14 protein-coding genes are annotated in these 20,611 nt (G+C 55.3%); all 14 read left to right on the top strand.

Going from position 1 to position 20,611, the window contains the following annotated elements:
• Positions 1 to 188 precede the first annotated feature (188 nt).
• The 14 genes from OZX72_RS09135 to OZX72_RS09070 all read left to right on the top strand — a co-directional run bounded on the left by OZX72_RS09135 (position 189) and on the right by OZX72_RS09070 (position 20,546).
• The gene (locus OZX72_RS09135; RefSeq protein WP_277158379.1) at positions 189 to 2,207 is read left to right on the top strand and encodes a trypsin-like peptidase domain-containing protein; all 2,019 of its coding nucleotides are present in this window, start codon (positions 189 to 191) and stop codon (positions 2,205 to 2,207) included.
• A 296-nt stretch (positions 2,208 to 2,503) separates the two neighbouring features.
• Positions 2,504 to 7,543: an SdrD B-like domain-containing protein gene (locus OZX72_RS09130; RefSeq protein ID WP_277158378.1), complete on the top strand. Its 5,040-nt coding sequence runs from the start codon at positions 2,504 to 2,506 to the stop codon at positions 7,541 to 7,543.
• 232 nt (positions 7,544 to 7,775) lie between these two features.
• A complete protein-coding gene (locus tag OZX72_RS09125) occupies positions 7,776 to 10,340 on the top strand; it encodes a heavy metal translocating P-type ATPase (protein ID WP_277159427.1) in 2,565 nt (854 codons plus the stop codon).
• 159 nt (positions 10,341 to 10,499) lie between these two features.
• Positions 10,500 to 10,943, top strand: a complete 444-nt coding sequence (locus OZX72_RS09120; protein ID WP_277158377.1) for a DUF1310 family protein — start codon at positions 10,500 to 10,502, stop codon at positions 10,941 to 10,943.
• Positions 10,944 to 10,974: 31 nt separating this feature from the next.
• Positions 10,975 to 12,204: a hypothetical protein gene (locus tag OZX72_RS09115; protein WP_277158376.1), complete on the top strand. Its 1,230-nt coding sequence runs from the start codon at positions 10,975 to 10,977 to the stop codon at positions 12,202 to 12,204.
• On the top strand, positions 12,201 to 12,614 hold the full coding sequence (locus tag OZX72_RS09110) for a hypothetical protein (RefSeq protein WP_277158375.1): 414 nt from the start codon (positions 12,201 to 12,203) through the stop codon (positions 12,612 to 12,614). Before OZX72_RS09115 ends, OZX72_RS09110 begins: the two co-directional genes overlap by 4 nt.
• On the top strand, positions 12,607 to 12,948 hold the full coding sequence (locus tag OZX72_RS09105; protein ID WP_277158374.1) for a hypothetical protein: 342 nt from the start codon (positions 12,607 to 12,609) through the stop codon (positions 12,946 to 12,948). The genes OZX72_RS09110 and OZX72_RS09105 overlap by 8 nt, the downstream gene beginning before the upstream one ends.
• Before the next feature lie 8 nt (positions 12,949 to 12,956).
• Positions 12,957 to 13,403 carry a DUF1310 family protein gene (locus OZX72_RS09100; protein ID WP_277158373.1) on the top strand — a complete coding sequence of 149 codons (447 nt, stop codon included), beginning with the start codon at positions 12,957 to 12,959 and terminating at the stop codon, positions 13,401 to 13,403.
• 65 nt (positions 13,404 to 13,468) lie between these two features.
• On the top strand, positions 13,469 to 13,867 hold the full coding sequence (locus OZX72_RS09095) for a DUF1310 family protein (RefSeq protein ID WP_277158372.1): 399 nt from the start codon (positions 13,469 to 13,471) through the stop codon (positions 13,865 to 13,867).
• 475 nt (positions 13,868 to 14,342) lie between these two features.
• Positions 14,343 to 16,013 carry a PTS transporter subunit IIC gene (locus tag OZX72_RS09090; protein WP_277158371.1) on the top strand — a complete coding sequence of 557 codons (1,671 nt, stop codon included), beginning with the start codon at positions 14,343 to 14,345 and terminating at the stop codon, positions 16,011 to 16,013.
• Between the two features lie 135 nt (positions 16,014 to 16,148).
• On the top strand, positions 16,149 to 17,150 hold the full coding sequence (locus OZX72_RS09085; RefSeq protein ID WP_277158370.1) for a LacI family DNA-binding transcriptional regulator: 1,002 nt from the start codon (positions 16,149 to 16,151) through the stop codon (positions 17,148 to 17,150).
• Positions 17,151 to 17,163: 13 nt separating this feature from the next.
• The gene (gene rpe, locus OZX72_RS09080; RefSeq protein ID WP_277158369.1) at positions 17,164 to 17,844 is read left to right on the top strand and encodes a ribulose-phosphate 3-epimerase; all 681 of its coding nucleotides are present in this window, start codon (positions 17,164 to 17,166) and stop codon (positions 17,842 to 17,844) included.
• Between the two features lie 276 nt (positions 17,845 to 18,120).
• Positions 18,121 to 19,026 carry a ribokinase gene (locus OZX72_RS09075; protein ID WP_277158368.1) on the top strand — a complete coding sequence of 302 codons (906 nt, stop codon included), beginning with the start codon at positions 18,121 to 18,123 and terminating at the stop codon, positions 19,024 to 19,026.
• A 218-nt stretch (positions 19,027 to 19,244) separates the two neighbouring features.
• Positions 19,245 to 20,546, top strand: a complete 1,302-nt coding sequence (locus OZX72_RS09070) for an adenylosuccinate synthase (RefSeq protein ID WP_277158367.1) — start codon at positions 19,245 to 19,247, stop codon at positions 20,544 to 20,546.
• Positions 20,547 to 20,611: the final 65 nt, after the last annotated feature.

Genomic DNA, 20,611 nt, shown 5'->3' with positions numbered 1-20,611 from the left:
TTATTATGTCTAACTGATGCCGATTTAGTGGACATAACGGTGATGTTTCGTAGTGCTGGGATTATTCTTTCAAGAAATGTTCAGGAAACATCCAGACCGGGTGTCTTTACTCATTATTAAGGCTCAGGGGTGGCTTTCGTGACGGATGTCGCCGATGGCATACCCGTTGGAGGAAATAAGGAGCAGCAATGGCTGAAGACAATAAAGACGAGTGGAGCAGCGGTCAGCCTGCACGTCCCAATCAAGACAATATGAATATAACGCCGGATTTGCCGGACTTTCCCGGCAGCGCTCACACGGATGAAGCGGCGGGGAACGGCAATGACGCGGCTGCATCGGGCGAGAACCAGACGGATGCCACGCAACCGACGCAGCCCGTGCAAGATACGCAGGGCTTCAATAGCGAACCGGACGCGGATTCCAGCAGCTCATCCGGCAGTGCCTCCAATGGCACGTCGACGGAAGTGTTCTCGACCGGGTACCGGCCTGACACCACCAATTCAACGGATGTCGCCTCCGCAAACACCCCTTCGGACAATCCCTACGAGACTTCCGACCTGGTGAATTTCGGCAACGCGAGCAACCCTAACAGCGATGCCAGTGCGTACCGTCCGGCGCCGGAATATGGCGCCTATGGTCCGCTGCCTGACCACATCGGCAATAATGACAACGGCGGTAACTTCGGCAATGGAAACGCGCCGTTCGGTGCGGGTAATGCCTCTTCCTCGAACGTCCCGGGCGCCAACGGCCCGAGCATGCCGTGGAACGGTATTTTCGGCAGCGCCGGCCAGAACCCGAACGTCGGCCAGAACGGTGGCAACGACGGCAACAGCCAGAACGGCAACGGCGGTCCCTACAACGGTGGTCCCGGCAGGCCCGATGGCCCCAATGGCGGCAACTTCGGCGGGCCGAATGTGCAGGGCGGCGGCTATGGAAACGGTTACGCGGAACCCAAGTCGCACAACAATATCATCACTGCCGTCGTCGCGGCCGTGGTGACCGCGGCGCTGTGTTTGGGAATCGGCTACCTCGGGATTTCCAAGGGATGGGTCACGATTCCGGCCTCCAGCACCATGTCCGGCATCACTTCCAACAAATCCGGATCCGGCTCCGCCACCGTCAAGGGCGGCCAGGCCCCGGACTGGGCCGCCGTCTCCTCGCAGGTCTCCAATTCCGTGGTCTCCATTACCACGCAGGTCAGCCAGGGCATAGCCAAGGGCTCCGGCGCGATTATTGACGACAAGGGCCACGTCGTCACCAACAACCACGTTGTATCCGGCGGATCCAACATCCAGGTCACGCTTTCCAACGGCCAGATGTATAAGGCCGATGTCGTCGGCTCAGACAACACCACCGATCTCGCCGTAATCCAATTGGAAGGCGCTCCGAGCGGTCTTAAGCCGGTGCAATTCGCAGATTCCAGCAAGCTTGCGGTCGGCGAGAACGTGATGGCAGTCGGCAACCCGCTGGGTTACGACGACACTGCCACCACCGGCATTGTCTCGGCGTTGAATCGCCCGGTCTCCGTGATGGACGACAACAATTCCGAAATCGTGACCAACGCGGTGCAGATTGACGCGGCCATCAACCCCGGCAACTCAGGCGGCCCGACCTTCAACGTGGCCGGCCAGGTCATCGGCATCAATTCCTCGATTGCCTCCGCTTCTTCGTCGTCCGGCCAGTCCGGCTCCATCGGCATCGGCTTCGCAATCCCGTCGAACCTCGTCAAGCGCGTGGCCGACCAGATCGTCTCGAAGGGCTCCGTCGATCACGCCATGCTCGGCGTGACCATCAAGTCCGCGAACGCCGAATCCGACGGCATCACCCGCGGCGGCGCGCAGATTACCTCGCCTACCGGCGGCGGCTCGGCCGTCGTCAAGGGCAGCCCGGCAGACAAGGCCGGCCTCAAGGCCAACGACACCGTGGTGGCCTTCAACGGTCAGGCGGTCGGCAGCAGCTCCGCATTGCTCGGCTACGTCCGCGCGGCGAGCCTTGGCGACAAGGTGAAGCTCACCATTGTGCGCGACCACAAGACCATGGACGTCGACGTCACCCTCGACCAGAAGGAAAGCAGCGTCAAGGGCAGCAACCGTTCAGAAAACCAGAAGCAGAACAGCAATGGCCAGAACGGTCAGGGCCAAAACGGCCAAGGCGGCAACAGCAACGGAGACGGCGGCGGTCTCTTCGATCCCTTCGGTTTCTGGTAAAGCGAGGCTGTTGATCGGCATATGCATTCGGCCTGCCGGCTGATGTGCAGTGCCGGAGTTTGTGATTGGTTCCGGGTTATTCCGCATTTTTGGGATAGCCTGGAACCATTCGTATTTTGTGGGCGATGAGGCGCATTTAACTTAGAAATAATAAGATATTTATTATTCATATGTCGTATTTTGAATATATAATTCAGCCGCTGCTTAAAGGTAATGCAACCTTTGGCAAAATTGGGGAATTTAGAAAGACTGAATTTATTTTGTCGCGCTTTAAATTTGTGCATATTTTAATTAGTGTGGTCAGCGGTGTCATCGTGTTGGGAATGTTCGCTCCTTCTGCGGTCTGTGCTCCGAATACGATTGGGAACAATGGCGAGGAAGCGTCGGTGTCGTCGCCGTCCAATCCGTCGTCTGGCAGTGAAACGTCCCAGGTTTCTTCGCAGCAGGTTTCGTCGCAGACGGGAGGCCGGATCGTCGTTGATTCCCAGAATGCGCAACAGCAAGGTTCGGGTTCCGCCGCCAGCAGTCAACTGATTCGCGGTTCGCTGAGCAACAAGTCGGCGGTTTCGCAGCAGAACGGCGGTTCATCGGTATCGAATCCTGACATTACCCGCAGCGGCAACTCCTCGGCCAAACAAGCCGATGGCGGCTCCAAGGCAGGCGTGCCATTGGTCAGAGACGGCACTATCGTTTCCCATGACGTCGCCACCGCTGCCGACAACATCACCGTCAGCAGGCTCAGCCTCGACAGCATGCACACCGGGCAGGCGCCCTTCGACTCCGACGACAACCCTGGCGATGATTCCAGCGCCAGCAATGCCATCGTCCGCTCTTTTGACAAAGTCACCTACGATTACAATTACACGCTCACCCCGCAGTCCCCGATGGACTATTATCGCGACGCTCGTGTGCGTTTCGACGTCCACATCCCGGTCGATAAGAACAAGGCGGTTCTGGACACCGATGACATGAGCTGGATCGACCAGAATCCGCAATATCCCAGCACCCATACGGACAATCCCGACGGCTCGCAGGACTACGTCTTCTGGCGCCACACCACCGCCTCCCGGCCGGGCACCTACGTCGCGCCGGGCACCGCCACGGTGACCATCGTCCTTAAGATCAACGTCATGCTCAACGGCCAGACGCTTGCACCGAGCGTCAACGCGCGTTCCGAATATACCGGTGACACCGTCGGCAAAACCGATACGCCGCGCACGCTGACCATCAGCGCCAAGACGAGCCTTGATATTCGTATTGGCAATTTCGCCGGTGATTCCACCGTCACCCAGGCCTCGCCCATCAGGAAATTCGATTTTGACAAGCCCGATGCGGCAGGTCAGCTCAACTACGGTCTGGGCAAGAAGCGCGGCTACATCACCGGCATGCCTTGGGCCGTCGATCTGCGCTGGCCCAACGCCGATATCGTCCGCGGCAAGGGGATGAAAGGATTGGAAGCCCCGCAAGGGCCGATCACCTTCAACCTGAGCACCACCGACAAGTGGAACAAGGACAACGGAGACGTCGCCGATGCCGGAGCGGACGTGCAATCCAGATTTTGGGGCCTGGCACCGGTGACGACGCCGACCATGAGCCATGCGGACGCGGCCGCGCAACAGGCGACGCCGTCGACGCCGGGCAGAGAACTCAACAACGACACACAGAACTATGTGCCGCGCTCGGACAACTATAAAATCGCCGGTGGCTTCCGCTCCCATACCGACAGCAGGGACCACAACAGGACCTATGACAACGGCGACTACCAGGTCACCCAGGAGATCGGTGCCGACTACACCGCCTACCATTTCACGCTCAGCGGTTACGCCATCGGCCCGTTTTGGCCAAAGCAGGGGAGCTCTCCCCAAGCCGGCTCGTCATGCAGCGATGAGTTCATGGGCAACAATTGCAACGTCCAGAATATCGGCGAGATTTCCACTGGTTATCTCTATCTTTTCCATCCAGTAAACAAGAGCGACAGCCAACTCCAGGCGGCCTATGGATCCGGCGTCACCGTGACCCTTACCGCCGACGAAGGCGGCATGAGCTACACCGATGTCAGCGGCGTGGCTTCCAATACCTCCGGCTCTGATCGCAGCAATCAGGCGGTCAACGACCACAATACCGACGGCAGCACGGTCAATAACGACAACTGGCGGCCGGACAGGTTCAGCCTCGTCGTGCCGGGTTCCGTCGCGCCGTTCTATGCCTATGCCTGCTCTACCGATCGTGCCTATGAGGAGAACGGCCTCGATTGTGCAGGGTGGACGGGCGACGACAACCGCAAAGACACTGATGTGGCCACGCCGGGCGATCCCATCCGTATTTCGGCCACATACGTATTCCAGCAACCCGATGCGAAACTGCCTGTCGGGCACATGATGCTTATCAAGATCGATCCAACGGTCATCGATCTGGCGGATGAAAACCATCTCGATGCCGGAGGTTCCGGCGGTTCGGGAGCGGATACGGGGAAAACCGGGTTCTTCCACAGTTGGAATGATCCCGATCCCTTCTTCAACCGGGCCACTTCGGTCAAAGCCAAATACGCGGTCAAGCCGAATGGTTCGGGATGGGCTAACGATACTGAGGAACGTACCGCCGTGCTCGGCGATCTTAGGTATTACAATTCCAAAGCCGAGGCCCAGAGTCACGGCACTATCGTCGGCGTCCTGCTCGCTTCCAACCAGCCGGCATACAGCCGTAGCGCAGGCATCGAGACCAAATTCAGTATGGGCAATATCCGTGCGACGGTTCGCAGGGACGCTCCGGACGGCTCGGTAGCTCAGCTCAGCGCCATCAGCTATATGTATACGCGTCAACAGATGAAGACCGCGAAGGGCCTGTCCTTTTCCGTCGAAGGTCAGGACTCCGATTGGAACGATTGGGCCATGACTCAAAACCCCATGGATTGGTATTTCAACGACCATCTGCAGGGTGCCGTCGATACCGATATATTCCAGCGGAAGCCATATGTAAAGCCGTCGTACACCGCCGCTGGCTATCAGGCAGGCTCCGGCACCCACGAACGTCAGTGGGGCGATGCGCTTTATGTGGCGGGCGAGCAGCCGGCGGTCGACATCTCCGTCGCACAGAAAACTGGCGGGCATCCCAAAGACGAGTTCGATCTCGACAATCGGCAGCGTACCGTGGATTGGAAGATTGGCGCCAGAATCCGCAGTATCAGCGGAAGAGGCACCAGCAACGCCATTGTCACCGCCACCTTGCCGGTTGGCCTGCATTACCTGGCGAATTCATCCAAGCTCGACGGTATATACACGGAGCATACGCCTGACGCCGGTACGGTGATCGGCGGCACGGACTTCGAGCCGACCGTTACCAATAACCCCAATGGCACCACCACCCTCGTCTGGCATGTTCCGGATATTCCGCGGGACAGCCGTGACCGGACCATCCATTTCAGCACCACCATCGGCAATGAGGATGACTCCAGCCAGGACGCGAAAAACAATGACCACTTTACGGTCAGTGCGTCCATCTCCTCTGACGGCTACCGTGTCGCGCCGAACACCGAAAAGGGGACTCTGAGTTCGGCGAGCATGGGCGTCTCCAAGCTCCGGGAGGCAGGACTCGCCACGCGAGCGAAGACGCTGATTAACGAAATCGGCCGTCCGTTCGTCTACCGCTCGATGTTCGGCAATTATTCGCAGAGCGGCAAAGCCAACCCCTTCTCCGTGGAGATTATGCCGCACCATGGCGGCAACGATAGCCTATCCACCTTCCATGGCACCTACCAGATCCAGAGTGTGCGCATCAAGGCGCAAGGCAGCGCTTCGCTGAGCGGCTTGGTGGTGCGCTATTCCACCGATACGAGCCTGCAGGGAGCAGGCGTGAGCCCGGAAGACATCACTCGTACGCAGATCGATACGCATGCGGATGTTTGGAAGACGGCTGATGCCGTTCCCGACGGTGCCGACGACTTGGTCCGCATCGATTTCAGCAGGTCGCTTAGCATGCCTTCCAGCGGTGTTACGGCTATGGCGTTTGAGCTTCCGACGTTGCCTGCCGGCTCCAGTCTGCTCATTGATACCACGTTGAAGCCCCAAAGCAACAAGGCGGGAGATTTTTACGAACAGCAGTGGGCCGATGGCGCCAACAATGTCATCGCGCTGACCCAGACCTGCAACCGCATCGTCAGCGGCACGGTGTGGTATGACTCCAACAGGAATGGCCTCAACGATCCCGGCGAGCCCGTCGTCCCCAACGCCTCGGTGAAGTTGGTTGATGGTTCGGGCCATATCGTGACGGATACGGGTGGCCATCCGCTGCAGGGCGTGACCGACAGCCATGGAAACTATAGGTTCGACGATGTCTCATCGGGGTCAGGGTATCGCGTGCTCGTCAATGGGCCGAGGGGCCTGACGCCCACCACTGCTCATGTTGGTGGCGACAGGACCATCAACAGCAAGGCCGACGAGCACGGCTCCATCGCCATCGCCGGCATACCGTCATTGGCGAGAATGGTCAGCCCGACTTACGAAGATGACTATGAGAACGAAGGGCTCGTCGGCCCCTTGGATGCCGGAGAAACCGGATTCGTCATCGTCAAGAGGCTTCTGGGCCGTGATTGGCTGCCTGGCGAGCAATACCGGTTCAATATCGCTCCCATCGGCGGCGCGCCGGCCACGGGCGAGGGGCAAGCGGTGCCTTCCAGCGTCCGCGTGGGAGGCTCGGGCAGTGCTGCTGGGCGGAAGACGGTACTCGTCGACGCTTCCAAGTTCACGCTCCCAACGACGGCTCACTACACGTTCAGATACAAGATCACGGAGGACAGTACGGATCATCATGCGCGTGTCACTCCGGCTCCGGGCACTCCCGTCGAGTATGTGCTGACGATTGTGACCTACGATGATTACGTCGATTTCACCCGTCATGTCACTGCGACGTTGAGCGATGCCAGTGGCGTCAGCGTCCGTACCGCGGTTTTCATCAACAAGTACACGCCGGCTTCGTCTGGGCCGGGTATCGGCGGCCATGCGCCCAGTGTGCCTGGGCCTGGTTCCGGCAACGGCAACGGGCATGCGCCTAGCGTGCCTGGGCCTGGTTCCGGTTCCGGCAATGGCGGCACGCACGGACTTGGCTCCGGCAACGGTAATGGTGGCGGATTCATACCGTCTAAGCCGGTGCTCGGCAGTGTCAATGGGCCGGTTTCGCTGAATCCGGTTCGCAGAAACGGTGCCTCTGCCCGGTTGAGGCCGGTGAAGAAGGCGCTGGCGAAGACCGGAACCGAGACGTTTGTGATTGTACCGGTTGCCTTGCTGACTGCGGCTTTGGGAATTCTGATTATCTGGCTCAAGAGGTTGCGATACAACGCATGACAACGAAAATCCAGTGATGTGCTTGGGCCGTTGGCTTCGGCTTGCGGCCCTGCGACCCGCACGAGTTTTTGGGACTGATTGTCGGCATGGTTCCGCTATACTGTGTTCCATTATCTTTACGCCGTGTATCGGGGGTTTGCGCCGCCGGTGGGTTAACAAGGCGTGACCAACTTGCTTGGTCGCGCAACTTGTGCGTCCGGGCAGTACACGCGCAAGGAGAATCATGCGGATTATTCGCAGAATCGGCGACATCTGCCGGCAAGTACCAATGCTTCCCATCACCATCGTGGCTGCGATTTTCGTGGCTTTATTTTGGAATTATCGGCCTTGGTTTAACGGCATCGGGGCGCTTGATATTGGCAATTTCGTTGCCGCTCCGCCCGACGCCGGGACATGGCATATCGGGCCGTTCGCGTTCAATCCATCTGTCGGCCAGCTCATTGTGGTGCTGCTCGTTGCCTATTCGGTTTTCGATTCGGTTCGCGGCATGATCGCCTCGCTCAAAGCCGGGCACGTGGGCATCGACGTGCTGGCGATCTTGGCGTTGCTTTCGACATTGGGTGTTCAGGAGTACTGGGCCAGTTGGGCCGTGGTGCTGATGATCTGGTCGGGCGAAGCCATCGAAGAATTCGCGCAGACCAGGGCCGAAAGCAATCTGAGCGCCCTGATCGCCGCCGCTCCGCAGATGGCCCATATCTCCGATTTGCCGGGAATCGGTGCGGCTTTGAACGATGAGGGTGGAGTTCGAAGCCGCACTTCTAAAACGAACGAGGACGCCGATACCCGAAAAGCTCATCTTACGGCATTATTTGCCGATAACAACAAGCGTTTGGCCGATGGTTTCCGCGCGACTTTGGCTGCCGCGTTGCCGCAAGTGGACGTGCGCGATTTGGAAAATAACGTCTGCAGAATTGACGCGAAGGATTGCAGTTGTGAACTTGCGTCCGTAGCCAAGGATGAGGCTGGAAGTTCACAGACTGGTTCTCAGGGCCGACATTCGCAGATTCCTGGTTCTCTGGCTCGGCATACGTTCATCGGAGGTTCGCTCGCGCGCAATTCGCAAGCAGTGAAGATTATGGAATCGCAGGCCGCGCAGGATGCGCATTTCCGCACTGTTCCTGTCGATCAGGTCGCGCTGGGCGACGTGCTGGTGGTCTTGCCCGGCGAAACGATTCCCGTCGACGGCAAGCTTCTGAGCGGCACGGCAACGCTCGATCTAAGCACCATCAACGGCGAACCGTTGCCTCGCACCGTCTTTGCGGGCGCTCGCGTGATGTCCGGGGCGATTAACGGTTCGACGATGATCGTAATCCGCGCCACGCAGCTGGCCAAGGATTCGCAGTACCAGCAGACGATGCAGCTGGTCGATTCCGCACGTTCCTCGCGTGCGCCCGTGGTCAAAACCGCCGACGTGCTCGCGGTGCCGTTTACCATCATTTCGTTGGTCATCGGCATTGTTGCGTGGATTGCTTCCGGCACTCCGGAACGCTTCGCGCAGGTGCTGGTACTCGCCACGCCCTGCCCGTTGCTCATCGCCGCGCCGGTAGCGTATATGGCCGGAACCGGGAGGCTTGCGAAGGCAGGAATCCTGACGAAAACACAGGAGGTTCTCGAAAACCTCGGCAAGGTTTCGCATATCTTCTTCGATAAGACGGGAACGCTCACGGTGACGAAGCCGCAGGTCGTGCGCGTTGACGTGCCCGAAGCTGCGCGTAAGCGGTTGCCGGTCGTGTTCGATTTCGATGTGAAAAAGCCGGGGTCAAATTCCGTGCAATATATAAAGGACATCATTGTCGAGCTCGCCGCGGTGGTGGAGACCTATTCGGTGCATATCCTCGCGCAGGGCATCGTGGCCGCCGGAGCCGCCGCGTCGAAGAAGTTGCACAACGGCCGCACGGCTTTTCCGGTGGTCAAGGGCGTGCACGAGGATGCCGGCAACGGCGTGCAGGGGATGGTCGAAGGCCATACGGTTCGCGTCGGGCGACTGAGTTTTGTGATGAGCGCGAGTGGTGATAACAGCGTCGACCGGCCTGAAACCAAGACGGCCATGGATTCGTCGGTTTCCCAAAATTCAATTTCTGTATTGTCTTCGGATGAGGCCTTTCCGACTTCGCAATTCAAGCCGCGTTCGGCCGATGAAATGGTAGCGTATGTTTCGGTCGACGGGATTCTCGCGGCCCGTATCGTGCTGCGTGACGTGCCGCGCGATAATGCTCGCGAATCGTTGCAACGTCTGCGTTCCATGGGCATCGGCAAGGTGACGATGTTGACCGGGGACTCCCGCAGTTCCGCCGACGTGATCGCCGACGAGGTCGGTATCGACGATGTTCGAGCCGATTTGCTCCCGCAAGACAAGGTATCCGCGGTCGAGGCGGCCTCGCAAGAAGCGCTGCAACAGCCGTCGAAGATCGAAGCGTTCCTCGACCGGCTTTCCGGCCAGCCCAAGCCGCGTCCGATTTCGGTGATGGTCGGCGACGGCGTCAACGATGCGCCCGTTCTGGCCGCGGCGGATATTGGCATCGCCATGACCGACGGCACTTCCACTGCCGCCTCGCAAACGGCCCAAGTGGTCATCATGAACGACGACATCGCCGACGTGCCCAAGGCCGTGGACATCGCCCGCCAGACCAAGCGCACGATGCTGCAGGCCGTAGTAACCGGTCTCGGCCTCGCGCTGGTCTGCATGGTTGCCGCCGCGTTCAATTTCATTCCCGTGGTCGTCGGCGCTTTCACGCAGGAGGCCATCGACGTCGTCTCGATTCTCTGGGCGCTGACCGCGCTGCGCGAGCGTGGGTGATGAATGCGACTCTTTGTTGGCCGTATGCCTGAATCGATGTAAAAGATATTATTTTGTGTTCAAGGGTTTTATGCTAGGCGATTAGTTGAATAGAGGAACCCTATGGGTGTTATTGTGTTTTAATACTTATTATTGATTAATGATGATATGGTAGCTAGTATGCAAAGTGTTCAAAAAAGCCATGGCGGCAAGATTGCATTGATTGTTGTTGCGTGTGTGCTTGCTGTTGCCGTAGTAATTGGGGGAATCGTGGTCAAGCGTCATAACGATCAAGAGCGGTGGATGCACGACGTTGTGTATAGCAAAGAAGCCGACAAGGTTTTTAGAGACACGTTGGTAACTCAATATGATTCAAAAGCTTTTTCTAAAGACGGCGTCATCCAGTCTTATAAAGTTGACGACAAGAGCATTAAACATAGTCCTATGGGAGGAATATTAGGGGTCCTTATTATTAATGACAATCCGGACCTATATGTGTATTTTTCTCTTGATAAAAATATTGAAACTGGTGCGTTGAAGGGCGGCGGGGGAGGTAACTCGGCTGCACTCGGAAAACTTTTGAAGAATGAACAAAAAGGTACAAGTGGACCGTCCGTTTCGTAATAACTGATTTTAGCTGGAATCGAGGGTATGCATGGCTTTCACTGATGAAGATAGGGTCTCGATTGCGAATGATGAGTATAACGACTATACGCTTGGTAGCGAGGTAAAGACGGATAGTGGCGCTCGAGTTGGCTATGTGGCAGAAGTGCATTATGACCAATCAACAGGGGAAAACTCGTACATTATCGTTGACACTGATCCAACTGCCAAGGGTTACAAACCGAGTGACGTAAAACATGTCACCGTTCTCTACCAAGGGTCATCTACTAATTTCACAGGGGATACCGGAAATGCTTTGAACGATTGGATCCAGAATGATGTCCCCCTGGCGGTTGGGTCTATATTTGGCGGAAAACCTACGCCGCAGATGAAGTCTGGTGCGGCGACTTTGCAGCGAGTGCTATCGGAATATAAGAACGCCGATGTGGATGTATACGGCCATTCGTTGGGCTCATCGGTAGGGCAGTATGCGATTGCCTCTATTGATCCAAAGGATGTTGATAGGATAAGTGGCGCTTGGTTTTATGAAGGTCCCAATTCATGGAATTTCCTGACTCCTGAACAGAGAAAAGTGGCTGATGAGCTGACTGCCAAGGGTTTGATACACAACTATATCGATCGCAAAGACCTTGTGCCGATTGGATATGGTAATAATGCCAGACACATCGGCGATTTAGGGATTGTTGATTCCGAAGATGTTGGGGATATTTCAAATCAGCATATGTGGAAAGGCTATCGCTATTATAAGGATGGACGGCTGAAACTTGTAAGCTTCCTTGATGAAGCTTCGGAACTGGCCGACAAGGAACTTGGCGCTGTCGACGATGAGCGCAAGGCGCTTGCGAAAAATAATGGCGGCAAACTCACCGGCGCGGAAACGATTTATTTGGACGAACAGGAAGCTGGCGCAATCGTCAACGGTATTCATCCCCTGACGCAAAACGAATTACAGGGGATGCAGGGATGGTGCAACGCAGCGTGCGCCAAAGCCGGTGAGGAATGGCAGGGAACGTTGCATGATGCCACCGTTGTCGGGCAAAATCTTTCTGCAGGAGAGGTAATGGACGCCTTGGCAGCGGGCAGCGCGACCGAAGAGCGTATTGCCAGCAATCCCCAAGCGCAGTATCAGGCTGAACTCAACGGTTTCGTCGGGCAGGTGAGTGTCTTCGACGACCTTGCCAGGAAAATTAATCAAGCGGCACAAACTCTGGTATCAACCGATCAGCAACTTGCGTTGCAGCTGAGGGCCATCGGGCGATGAGCAGGGCGGAAGATGAACAGCGGGAACGGGAGATTCGCAGCCGTGCGGTTGAGCTGCGGGATGCCAGGGATCGCGAATATGAACAGTATCGGCAGCGAGACAAGCAACTGGATAGTGCCGAAGATGAGGTTCGTCGTGCCCAGTGGGATTTCAATGAGCAGCTACAGGATTTGGGCACTCGGGTTGTTGCGTTGTTGAAGCAGGGAGACGGTGATTCTGGCGATGCCATCGAAAAGGCCGTGACGGTGATTGAACAGAATCGTCAAAGCGGCGAAGCCGTGATCAACGAAAAACTTCGTTATATCGATGACGCCCGTGAACAGCTTGCCCAGTCTCATCGCGAATGTGAGCGGGCTTTTGAACGCGGAGAAGAAGATAACCGTAAACGAGCGAGAGGGAACAATGGCTAATTTCTGGGATCAGGCTACTGCTGAGGCCGATCGGCTCTGGAATGGGGTGAAAAAAGATTGTGAACAGGCTGTTGCGGATGCGCAGGCGATGCTCAATAGATGCCTCAAGCAAGCACAGACGGGTATTATCAAGGACGTTGTGGCTCCATGGCATACAAGTCTCGCCTCGATTAACGTCAACCAGAACGAACGCGACAAGAATGCGTTTCTTCGCTCGGTTGCCGATGATTGGAGCAGTTATGCCGATAATATTGATGTCGGCGCTCAAGGTGAGTGGGCGACTCGGACCAAGCAAACAATGCAGGATGAAGCTACGAAAGTTCGCCCAGAATGAGCGGAATTATGGCGGATTCGCGCGGCCGTAAGGGGCATGCCGGCAAGATCGCATTGATTGTTGTAGCGTGTGTGCTTGCCGTTGCCGTAGCGATCGGTGGGATTGTGGTCAAATATCATCACGATCAAGAGCAGTGGATGCGCAGCGTTGTGTATAGCAAAGAAGCTGACAAGATTTACAGGGAAGGAATTAAATTCTTTGATCCGAAAGCACTTACCGAAGACGGCATTATCCGTTCCTACAAAGTTGATGATGCCAGCATTGGTCATGATCCGATGGGCGGGATTGCGCTTGAACTTGTTGTGAACGATGACCCGGATATGGAGGTCGATGTCAAGCTTGATAAGAACGGTGGTACGGGGCCTTTGGAGGGAGGGGCTACGAGCGTATCGCTGAAGCTTCAAGACTTGTTGGATAAGGCCTATCCGCATCTGCATGATGGCAATGCTGGCTGAATGCAAGCGCTTCTTATGCCATCGTTTTGGTCATATGTTATTAATCCATAGGGAAGGTAGAAGATATGCGTCGTCGTGGCAAAACCGCGTTGATTGTTGTGGCGTGTGTGCTTGCCGTTGCTGTGGCGATCGGTGGGATTGCGGCCAAATATCATCACGATCAAGAGCAGTGGATGCGCAGTATTGTGTATAGCAAAGAAGCTGACAAGATATACAGGGATATTTTTAAGTATGATGATCCAAGCGCTTTTACCGAGAAGGGGAAAATTCGTACATATCAAATCGACGACAAAAGTATTCGACATAATCCTATGGGTGGCATCAATCTCACGCTTTATGTAAATCGCAGAAATGATTTGTGTGTATATGTCACGCTGAATAAAAACGGGAGTTCCGGGCCTTTGGGGGATAGTGTGGGTGGTTATTCCAAGGGATATTCGGATTTAATCGGTGCTAAATCGTAAAACCGTTAGAGAAATGTGTTGATGGCTCATACCGATAAACGGTGTAGGGAAATCGCAAATAATGGGTACAACGATTATGTACTAAAGCAAGAAGCGACGAATAGGAAACATCGTGAAATCCATATCGGCTATGTTGTTGCGGTAAGTCATAATTCTTCGACTGCGTTGATAGGGAATAACTGACAGAGCTTTGTCGTCTTTATACTAGTCGCGCAAAAATAGAGTAATCGGTTTCGTAATTTACTGTTATTTATTTTGTGATTTATTCTTTTCGACATGTCATTTATATTTTTTTGAACTAAATAAAACGCTGCAATAGAGCCATTTTATAAGTTTCATATCAAGAAATTTGCTGCTCGGCTTGCAATTTTCAAAAAACGACATATAGTGTTATTTACGTAACCGGTTACGTAAAGGGAAACCGGCGGAAAACCAACGAAGAGATATCGAAAGCTCTACGAGGAGGTAGGTATCAATGGATTTCTCCAAAGTCGTGGGCGCATTGGACCAAGGTTTCAATTGGTTCATCAGCTTGGGCGGTGCGGCGATGATGTTCATCATCATCACTTTGCTGTCGCTCGCATTTGGCGTCAAACTCAGCAGGGCGTTCGAGGGCGGTCTGCGTATGGCAATGGCCCTGACCGGCATGAGCGCTGTGATTTCATTGCTGACCACAGCATTCGGCCCGGCGTTGAAGGCATTTGTCTCCTTCACCGGTCTGCACCTGTCAATCAGTGATTTGGGTTGGGCGCCGATTGCAGTGATTACGTGGAGTTCGCTGTATACGCTGTATTTCGCGTTCATCTGCATCATCACCAATTTGGTGATGTTGGCGCTCAAGGCCACGAATACGCTGAACGTCGATCTGTTCAACATCTGGAACGTATCGATTCTCGGTCTGCTCATCAACTGGAGCTCGGGTGGCAATTTCTTCCTGATGTCGATATTCGTGGTCTTCATCTATGCACTGATGCTGTTCAATGCCGACGCAATGAAGCCGACTATCAACGACCTGCTTGGTTATGATGAAACGAATATCACCACCACCGCGCACCCCGAGCTGTTGGTCACGCCTATTGTGGTGCTGCTCGACAGGCTGATCAGCAAGATCTTCCCCTTCATCGACAAGTTTGATTTCGATGCGGAAACGCTTAACAAGAAAATCGGTTTCCTTGGCAGCAAGGGTGCGATTGGTGCGTATCTTGGCGTGTTCGTCGGTCTGCTCGGCCGTCAGGATGCCCCGCATATCTTCACGCTGGCGTTCACCGCAGGTGTGGCTCTCGAACTTTTCGGCATCGTGGGTGATTGGTTTGCCCCGGCCATTGAACCGCTTTCGGAAGGCATCACCTCCTTCATGGAGCGCAGGATGCACGGCCGCAAGCTCTACGTCGCCATTGACTGGCCGATTCTCGCCTCCCGCGCTGAAATCTGGGCCGTGGCAAACATCCTGGCACCAATCCTCCTGATTATTGCCATGGTGCTTCCGGGCAACAACGTGCTTCCGCTGGGTGGCATCATCCTCACCGTCCTCGCCCCGGCGCTGCTTATCGGCACTCGTGGCAAGGTTGTGCGCATGACGCTGATCGGCACCATCATGATCCCGATCTTCCTGTGGGCTGCGACGCTGATTGCGCCGTTCCTTACGCAGACCTCGAAGGCTATGAGCGTCTTCCCTGCTGGTCTCGGCAAGAACGAGATGTTCAGCGCCGTCGATTCCGACCCTATCGAAAAGATGCTTGCGTTGCTCTTCGGCAATGCGGCGAAGACGCTTGATTGGAAGTTGATTCTTTGCTCCGTGCTCGCGTTGGTCGCTTATGTCGGGCTATTCATGTGGTATGTGCATACGTTGCGTAAGGAAGCAAAGCTGCGTGGTGAGAACAATACTCCGACAGTTGCGGTGACTGCTCATATGGCTTCCAAAGCCGTTGAAGAAGATGAAGCAGATGTGGCTGCTCAGTCCAATGAATCCACTGGTTCAGTTGAAAAGGATGAATCGTCTCAAAAGAGCAAAAGAACTGTTGGCGCTCGCGTTGCGATGACATCAATGGTTCCGTCCTTGTTGGCTTGGATAAAGGATTCTGGTTCGGGCTCTTTACGTAATCGTTTACGTTCATTTATCCCGCGTGAACCTGTCGCAGTCGGATGACCTAAAACTTGGAATACGGCCGCGACTCTGACAAATCTTGAATTTTGGCCGTATTCCCCGTTGGATGCTTGCCAAATCATGACTCCGGTTTAGTGTGAAGATACCTGACCCTATCCGATACCTGACTAGAAGGCAATGATGGCAACGATAAAAGACATCGCGCAAATGAGCGGAGTGTCCACCGCAACCGTATCGCGCATCATCAATCAGAAAGGGGGAGCGAGTGAGAAGACCATAAAAAAGGTCAATGCCGTAATCAGCAGACTTGGCTATGAACCTGATTTCGTTGCAAAAACATTGTCGCAGAAGGCTTCGGACCTTATCGCTTTGCTCGTTCCCAATCTGACCAATCCCTTTTTTGCGGAATTGGTCAGCAGTATCGAGAAGGCGGCGGATGCACACGGCTATCGCGTGTATCTGTGCAACAGCGAAGACGACCGAGACAAAGTCGAATATTACCTGAAGTTCATGTGCAATATTCGAGTTCGGGGAGCGATTATCAATTCGCTTTACGTTGATGAGGATGATCTTGAGGTTCTCAGCAGCCGCGGGATTGTGCCGTTGACGATCGATAGGGCATGTTTTTCGCATCCTTATGCAGCAATGGCGGTCAACAACGTAAGCGGTTCCTACCAAGCAACCAAGTATCTGATTCAGGAAGGCCACAGTTCGAGACTGGTCTTCATCTCGGGGCCGCAAGGAGAAAAAAGCTCTGAGGACCGATATGAAGGTTATCTGAAGGCCATCAACAAATGCAGTGCCACACATGTGGCCAAGCTTTACAGCGACTTTTCGGTCTCCGAAGGCTACCGGACAGCCAGTGACCTGTTCAAAGTTCGCAGGGATATCGACGGGATTGTGTGTTCTGACGATGCCATCGCCTTGGGGGTACTGAGAGCGGTCGCGGACGCGGGCTTGCGGGTTCCTGAAGATATACGAGTAATCGGTTACGACAACATCGAAATGAGCAGGTATTCGGTTCCGCGTCTGAGCACGGTCAACCAACTTCCCGAAAACATTGGGGATCTGGTGTTGGACATGTTCGAGAAAAGCGTTGAAGCCGGAAACAAACCTCAAAAAAACGTGATTGAGCCGCACCTTGTCATACGTGACACTTCTCAGACAAGGAGCGCATAAAGGAGTGTTATAAATGTGTGAGATAGGTCCCTCGTTGATGTGCGCGGATCTGGGTAATCTGGAGCGCGATGTCAAGCAACTTGATGCCGCAGGAGTTGATTTCTACCACATCGACATCATGGATGGTTCGTTTGTCCCCAACTTCACGCTCGGCCCCGATTTGGTGAAAAGTGTGCGTGGCATGACGGAGAAGCCGTTGGATATGCATCTGATGGTCGATAAGCCCGAGCGCTACATTTCCATGTTTGCCGATGCGGGTGCCGATAGAGTCGCCGTGCACGCTGAGTCCACGAACAATCTGCAAGGTACGCTTACTGCGATCCGCCAGGCTGGCATGGAAGCCGGTGTGGCGATCAGCCCAGCCACGCCTCTGGAAGCTCTGGATTATGTCTATGACGTCACCGATTACGTCATCATCATGACCGTCAATCCAGGGTTCGCTGGGCAGAAATTCATCGATCCGATGTACGATAAGATCGGTGATCTGTCCAGCCGAATTGCGAAACGTGGTCTTGTCATTCCCATTGAGGTGGATGGCAATATCGGTGCAGAGACAATCCCGGAATGCGTGCGCCGCGGAGCCACAAGGTTCATCGGCGGGACCAGTGCGATTTTCCGCAAGGGGTCTACGCTGGCCGACAATGTGAAGGCGACCCGTGCATTGTTTGGCAAGGCCATGGCCGGTTCGCGCTGATAAACCGAGAATTCTATAAGCCTCAAATTGGCTTGTTGGTTGCACGGTTCTGCAATCCAAATCCGGCTTTTCAAAAATTCAGTAGCCGATAGTTTCATAATCAAATAATCGAATAAAAAACACAACAAATTCCATCACAGGTGCATGTTTTTCGACCAAAAAACGTGTACCTCGGCGAAAGCTATACCTTTTTTCGGCATAAACGTTCGTTAAAAGGTTACGTAACCGGTTACTGCATAATCTTGCAGGCGATGGAGCACAAGAAGGAATACAGCAATGAACATGAAATACGATGTGGTGGTTCTTGGCAGCATGCACCTTGATATCAAGGCGTTCACCAAAACATATCCCAAGCACGGAGACACCGCGACCGCCAAAAGCATCACGATGATTCCTGGCGGCAAAGGCGCGAATCAGGCTGTTTCAGCAGCCAAACTCGGTGGGAAAGTAGCTATGCTCGGCAGTGTTGGTGATGACGGTGCTGGAAAGCAAATTCTGGACGATTTGGCTTCGTGGAATGTCGATACCAAATTCGTCAAGCAGACCAAGGAGCTGGGGACAGGAACGTTCATCGTCGAAATCGACGACAGCTCCGAGAACACGATGCTCGGCACGATGGGCGCGGATAACGCCACCACCGAGGAGGATATCAAGACCGCGATAAGCCAGATTGACGCTCCTGTCCTAGATCTGCAGCTGGAGACTTGCAAGGAATCGGTGATGGCCGCGCTCAAAGAGGGCAGGAGAAAGGGCATGTATATCATCCTCGATCCCGCACCGGCCGACAACTACTTCCCCGAAGCGATGCAATATGCTGACTGTGTGACTCCCAATCAGCAGGAAACCGAGAAGATTACCGGCATCAAGGTTAACAATCGCGTCGATGCCATCAAAGCCGCAAAGGCAATTGTCGAACTCGGTCCGAAAACCGCCATCGTCAAAATGGGCGGCAACGGCAGTGTCGTTTATCATGACGGCCAAATATACGAAATCGATGCGGTAAAGGTCAATGCGGTCGACAGCGTATGCGCGGGCGATGTGTTTGCAGGTGCTCTGGCGGTTCATTATTCACAACACAATGATTTCCTTGCCGCCGTGAACTTTGCCAACCGAGCTGCAGCGGTAAAGGTCAGCCGTGTCGGCAACCACGCTGCTTTCCCGACGCTCGCCGAAATGAAGTAACCGGTTAACTAGAATTAAGCAGAGGTTCTCTTCGCCGGGCCGTCCTACCGGGGAATGCCTGACGAAGAGAACAAGCCGGCCGGGTTTGACGCTTGGGCCGGGTACGTCATAAATAACAAACGCATATTTGGTTGGGAATTCGAATATTCGTCAAACGCTGGTATAGGCGTGACGGTAGGCTAATAACGGCGGAATAACGCGTATCTCGGGAGGTTAGTATGCCTGGAATTGTTCTGATTGGTACCCAATGGGGAGACGAAGGCAAAGGTAAGGCCACCGACCTCATTGGCACGAAGGTCGATTATGTCGCTCGCTTCAACGGCGGCAACAATGCGGGCCACACGGTGGTGGTCGGCGACGAAACCTATGCGCTGCACCTGCTGCCTAGTGGCGTCGTGAACCCTCACGTCACGCCGGTTATCGGCAACGGCGTGGTGGTCGATCCCGAAGTGCTGTTTGAGGAGATCGATGGGCTGCAGAAGCGTGGTGTCGATTGCTCGCACTTGAAAGTTAGCGAATCAGCGCAAATCATCGCTTCCTACCATCGCGTCATCGACAAGGTGACCGAGCGCTTCCTCGGCAAGCACAAGATCGGCACCACCGGCCGTGGCATCGGCCCGGCCTACGCCGACAAGATCAACCGCGTCGGCATTCGCGTGCACGACCTCTTCGACGCCGAGCGTCTGCGTGACAAGGTCGAGGCGAGCCTGCACCAGAAGAATGAGATGCTCGTGAAGCTCTACAACCGCCGTCCGATCGACGTTGACGAGACCACCGACGAGCTGCTGAAACTCGGCGAACGCCTGAAGCCCTATGTTGCCAATACGTCATTACTTTTGAATAACGCACTTGATGAAGGCAAGACCGTGCTTTTCGAAGGCGGTCAGGCCACCATGCTCGACGTTGACCACGGTACTTATCCGTTTGTGACATCCTCGAACCCGACCGCCGGCGGCGCCTGCACCGGCACCGGCGTCGGCCCGACGAGGATCGACCGCGTCATCGGCGTGGCCAAGGCCTACGTCACCCGCGTGGGCGAAGGCCCGTTCCCAACCGAGCTCAACGACGACTCCGGCGAATGGCTGCGCACGCAGGGCCACGAGTTCGGCGTGACCACCGGCCGTCCGCGTCGCTGCGGCTGGTTCGACGCCGTCGTCACCCGTTACGCCACGCAGGTCAACGGTTTGACCGACATCGTGCTCACCAAGCTTGACGTCTTGACCGGCTTGAACGAGATTCCGATTTGCGTCGCCTACGACGTCGACAACGGCGACGGCACCCACACGCGTTACGACGACATGCCCATCGACCAGGCTGCGTTCGCCAAGGCCACCCCGGTCTACGAGACCATGCCCGGCTGGACCGAGGACATCTCCAAGGTGCACAAGTTCGAGGACCTGCCGGCCAACACCCAGGCCTATGTCAAGCGTCTCGAGGAGATCTCCAACTGCCGCATCTCCGCCATTGGCACCGGCCCGCAGCGCGACCACATCATCGAGGTGCGCTCGCTCGTCGACTGAGCGTTGGAAGCCTCCCCATTGCTGAACGCATGCTATTGATGTCAGCGTAAGAAAAGTGCACTTTA

This window comes from Bifidobacterium sp. ESL0769 (genome assembly GCF_029395495.1).
Lineage (GTDB): Bacteria > Actinomycetota > Actinomycetes > Actinomycetales > Bifidobacteriaceae > Bifidobacterium.
This window is presented reverse-complemented; position numbering and strand designations above follow the sequence as displayed.

Bases quoted from the DNA above. Each gene is read 5' to 3' on its own strand.
- OZX72_RS09115 (WP_277158376.1), top strand. From the start codon at position 10,975: ATGGCTTTCACTGATGAAGATAGGGTCTCGATTGCGAATGATGAGTAT.
- OZX72_RS09095 (WP_277158372.1), top strand. From the start codon at position 13,469: ATGCGTCGTCGTGGCAAAACCGCGTTGATTGTTGTGGCGTGTGTGCTT.
- OZX72_RS09105 (WP_277158374.1), top strand. From the start codon at position 12,607: ATGGCTAATTTCTGGGATCAGGCTACTGCTGAGGCCGATCGGCTCTGG.
- rpe (WP_277158369.1), top strand. From the start codon at position 17,164: ATGTGTGAGATAGGTCCCTCGTTGATGTGCGCGGATCTGGGTAATCTG.
- OZX72_RS09135 (WP_277158379.1), top strand. From the start codon at position 189: ATGGCTGAAGACAATAAAGACGAGTGGAGCAGCGGTCAGCCTGCACGT.
- OZX72_RS09075 (WP_277158368.1), top strand. From the start codon at position 18,121: ATGAACATGAAATACGATGTGGTGGTTCTTGGCAGCATGCACCTTGAT.
- OZX72_RS09085 (WP_277158370.1), top strand. From the start codon at position 16,149: ATGATGGCAACGATAAAAGACATCGCGCAAATGAGCGGAGTGTCCACC.
- OZX72_RS09070 (WP_277158367.1), top strand. From the start codon at position 19,245: ATGCCTGGAATTGTTCTGATTGGTACCCAATGGGGAGACGAAGGCAAA.
- OZX72_RS09090 (WP_277158371.1), top strand. From the start codon at position 14,343: ATGGATTTCTCCAAAGTCGTGGGCGCATTGGACCAAGGTTTCAATTGG.
- OZX72_RS09120 (WP_277158377.1), top strand. From the start codon at position 10,500: ATGCAAAGTGTTCAAAAAAGCCATGGCGGCAAGATTGCATTGATTGTT.
- OZX72_RS09100 (WP_277158373.1), top strand. From the start codon at position 12,957: ATGGCGGATTCGCGCGGCCGTAAGGGGCATGCCGGCAAGATCGCATTG.
- OZX72_RS09110 (WP_277158375.1), top strand. From the start codon at position 12,201: ATGAGCAGGGCGGAAGATGAACAGCGGGAACGGGAGATTCGCAGCCGT.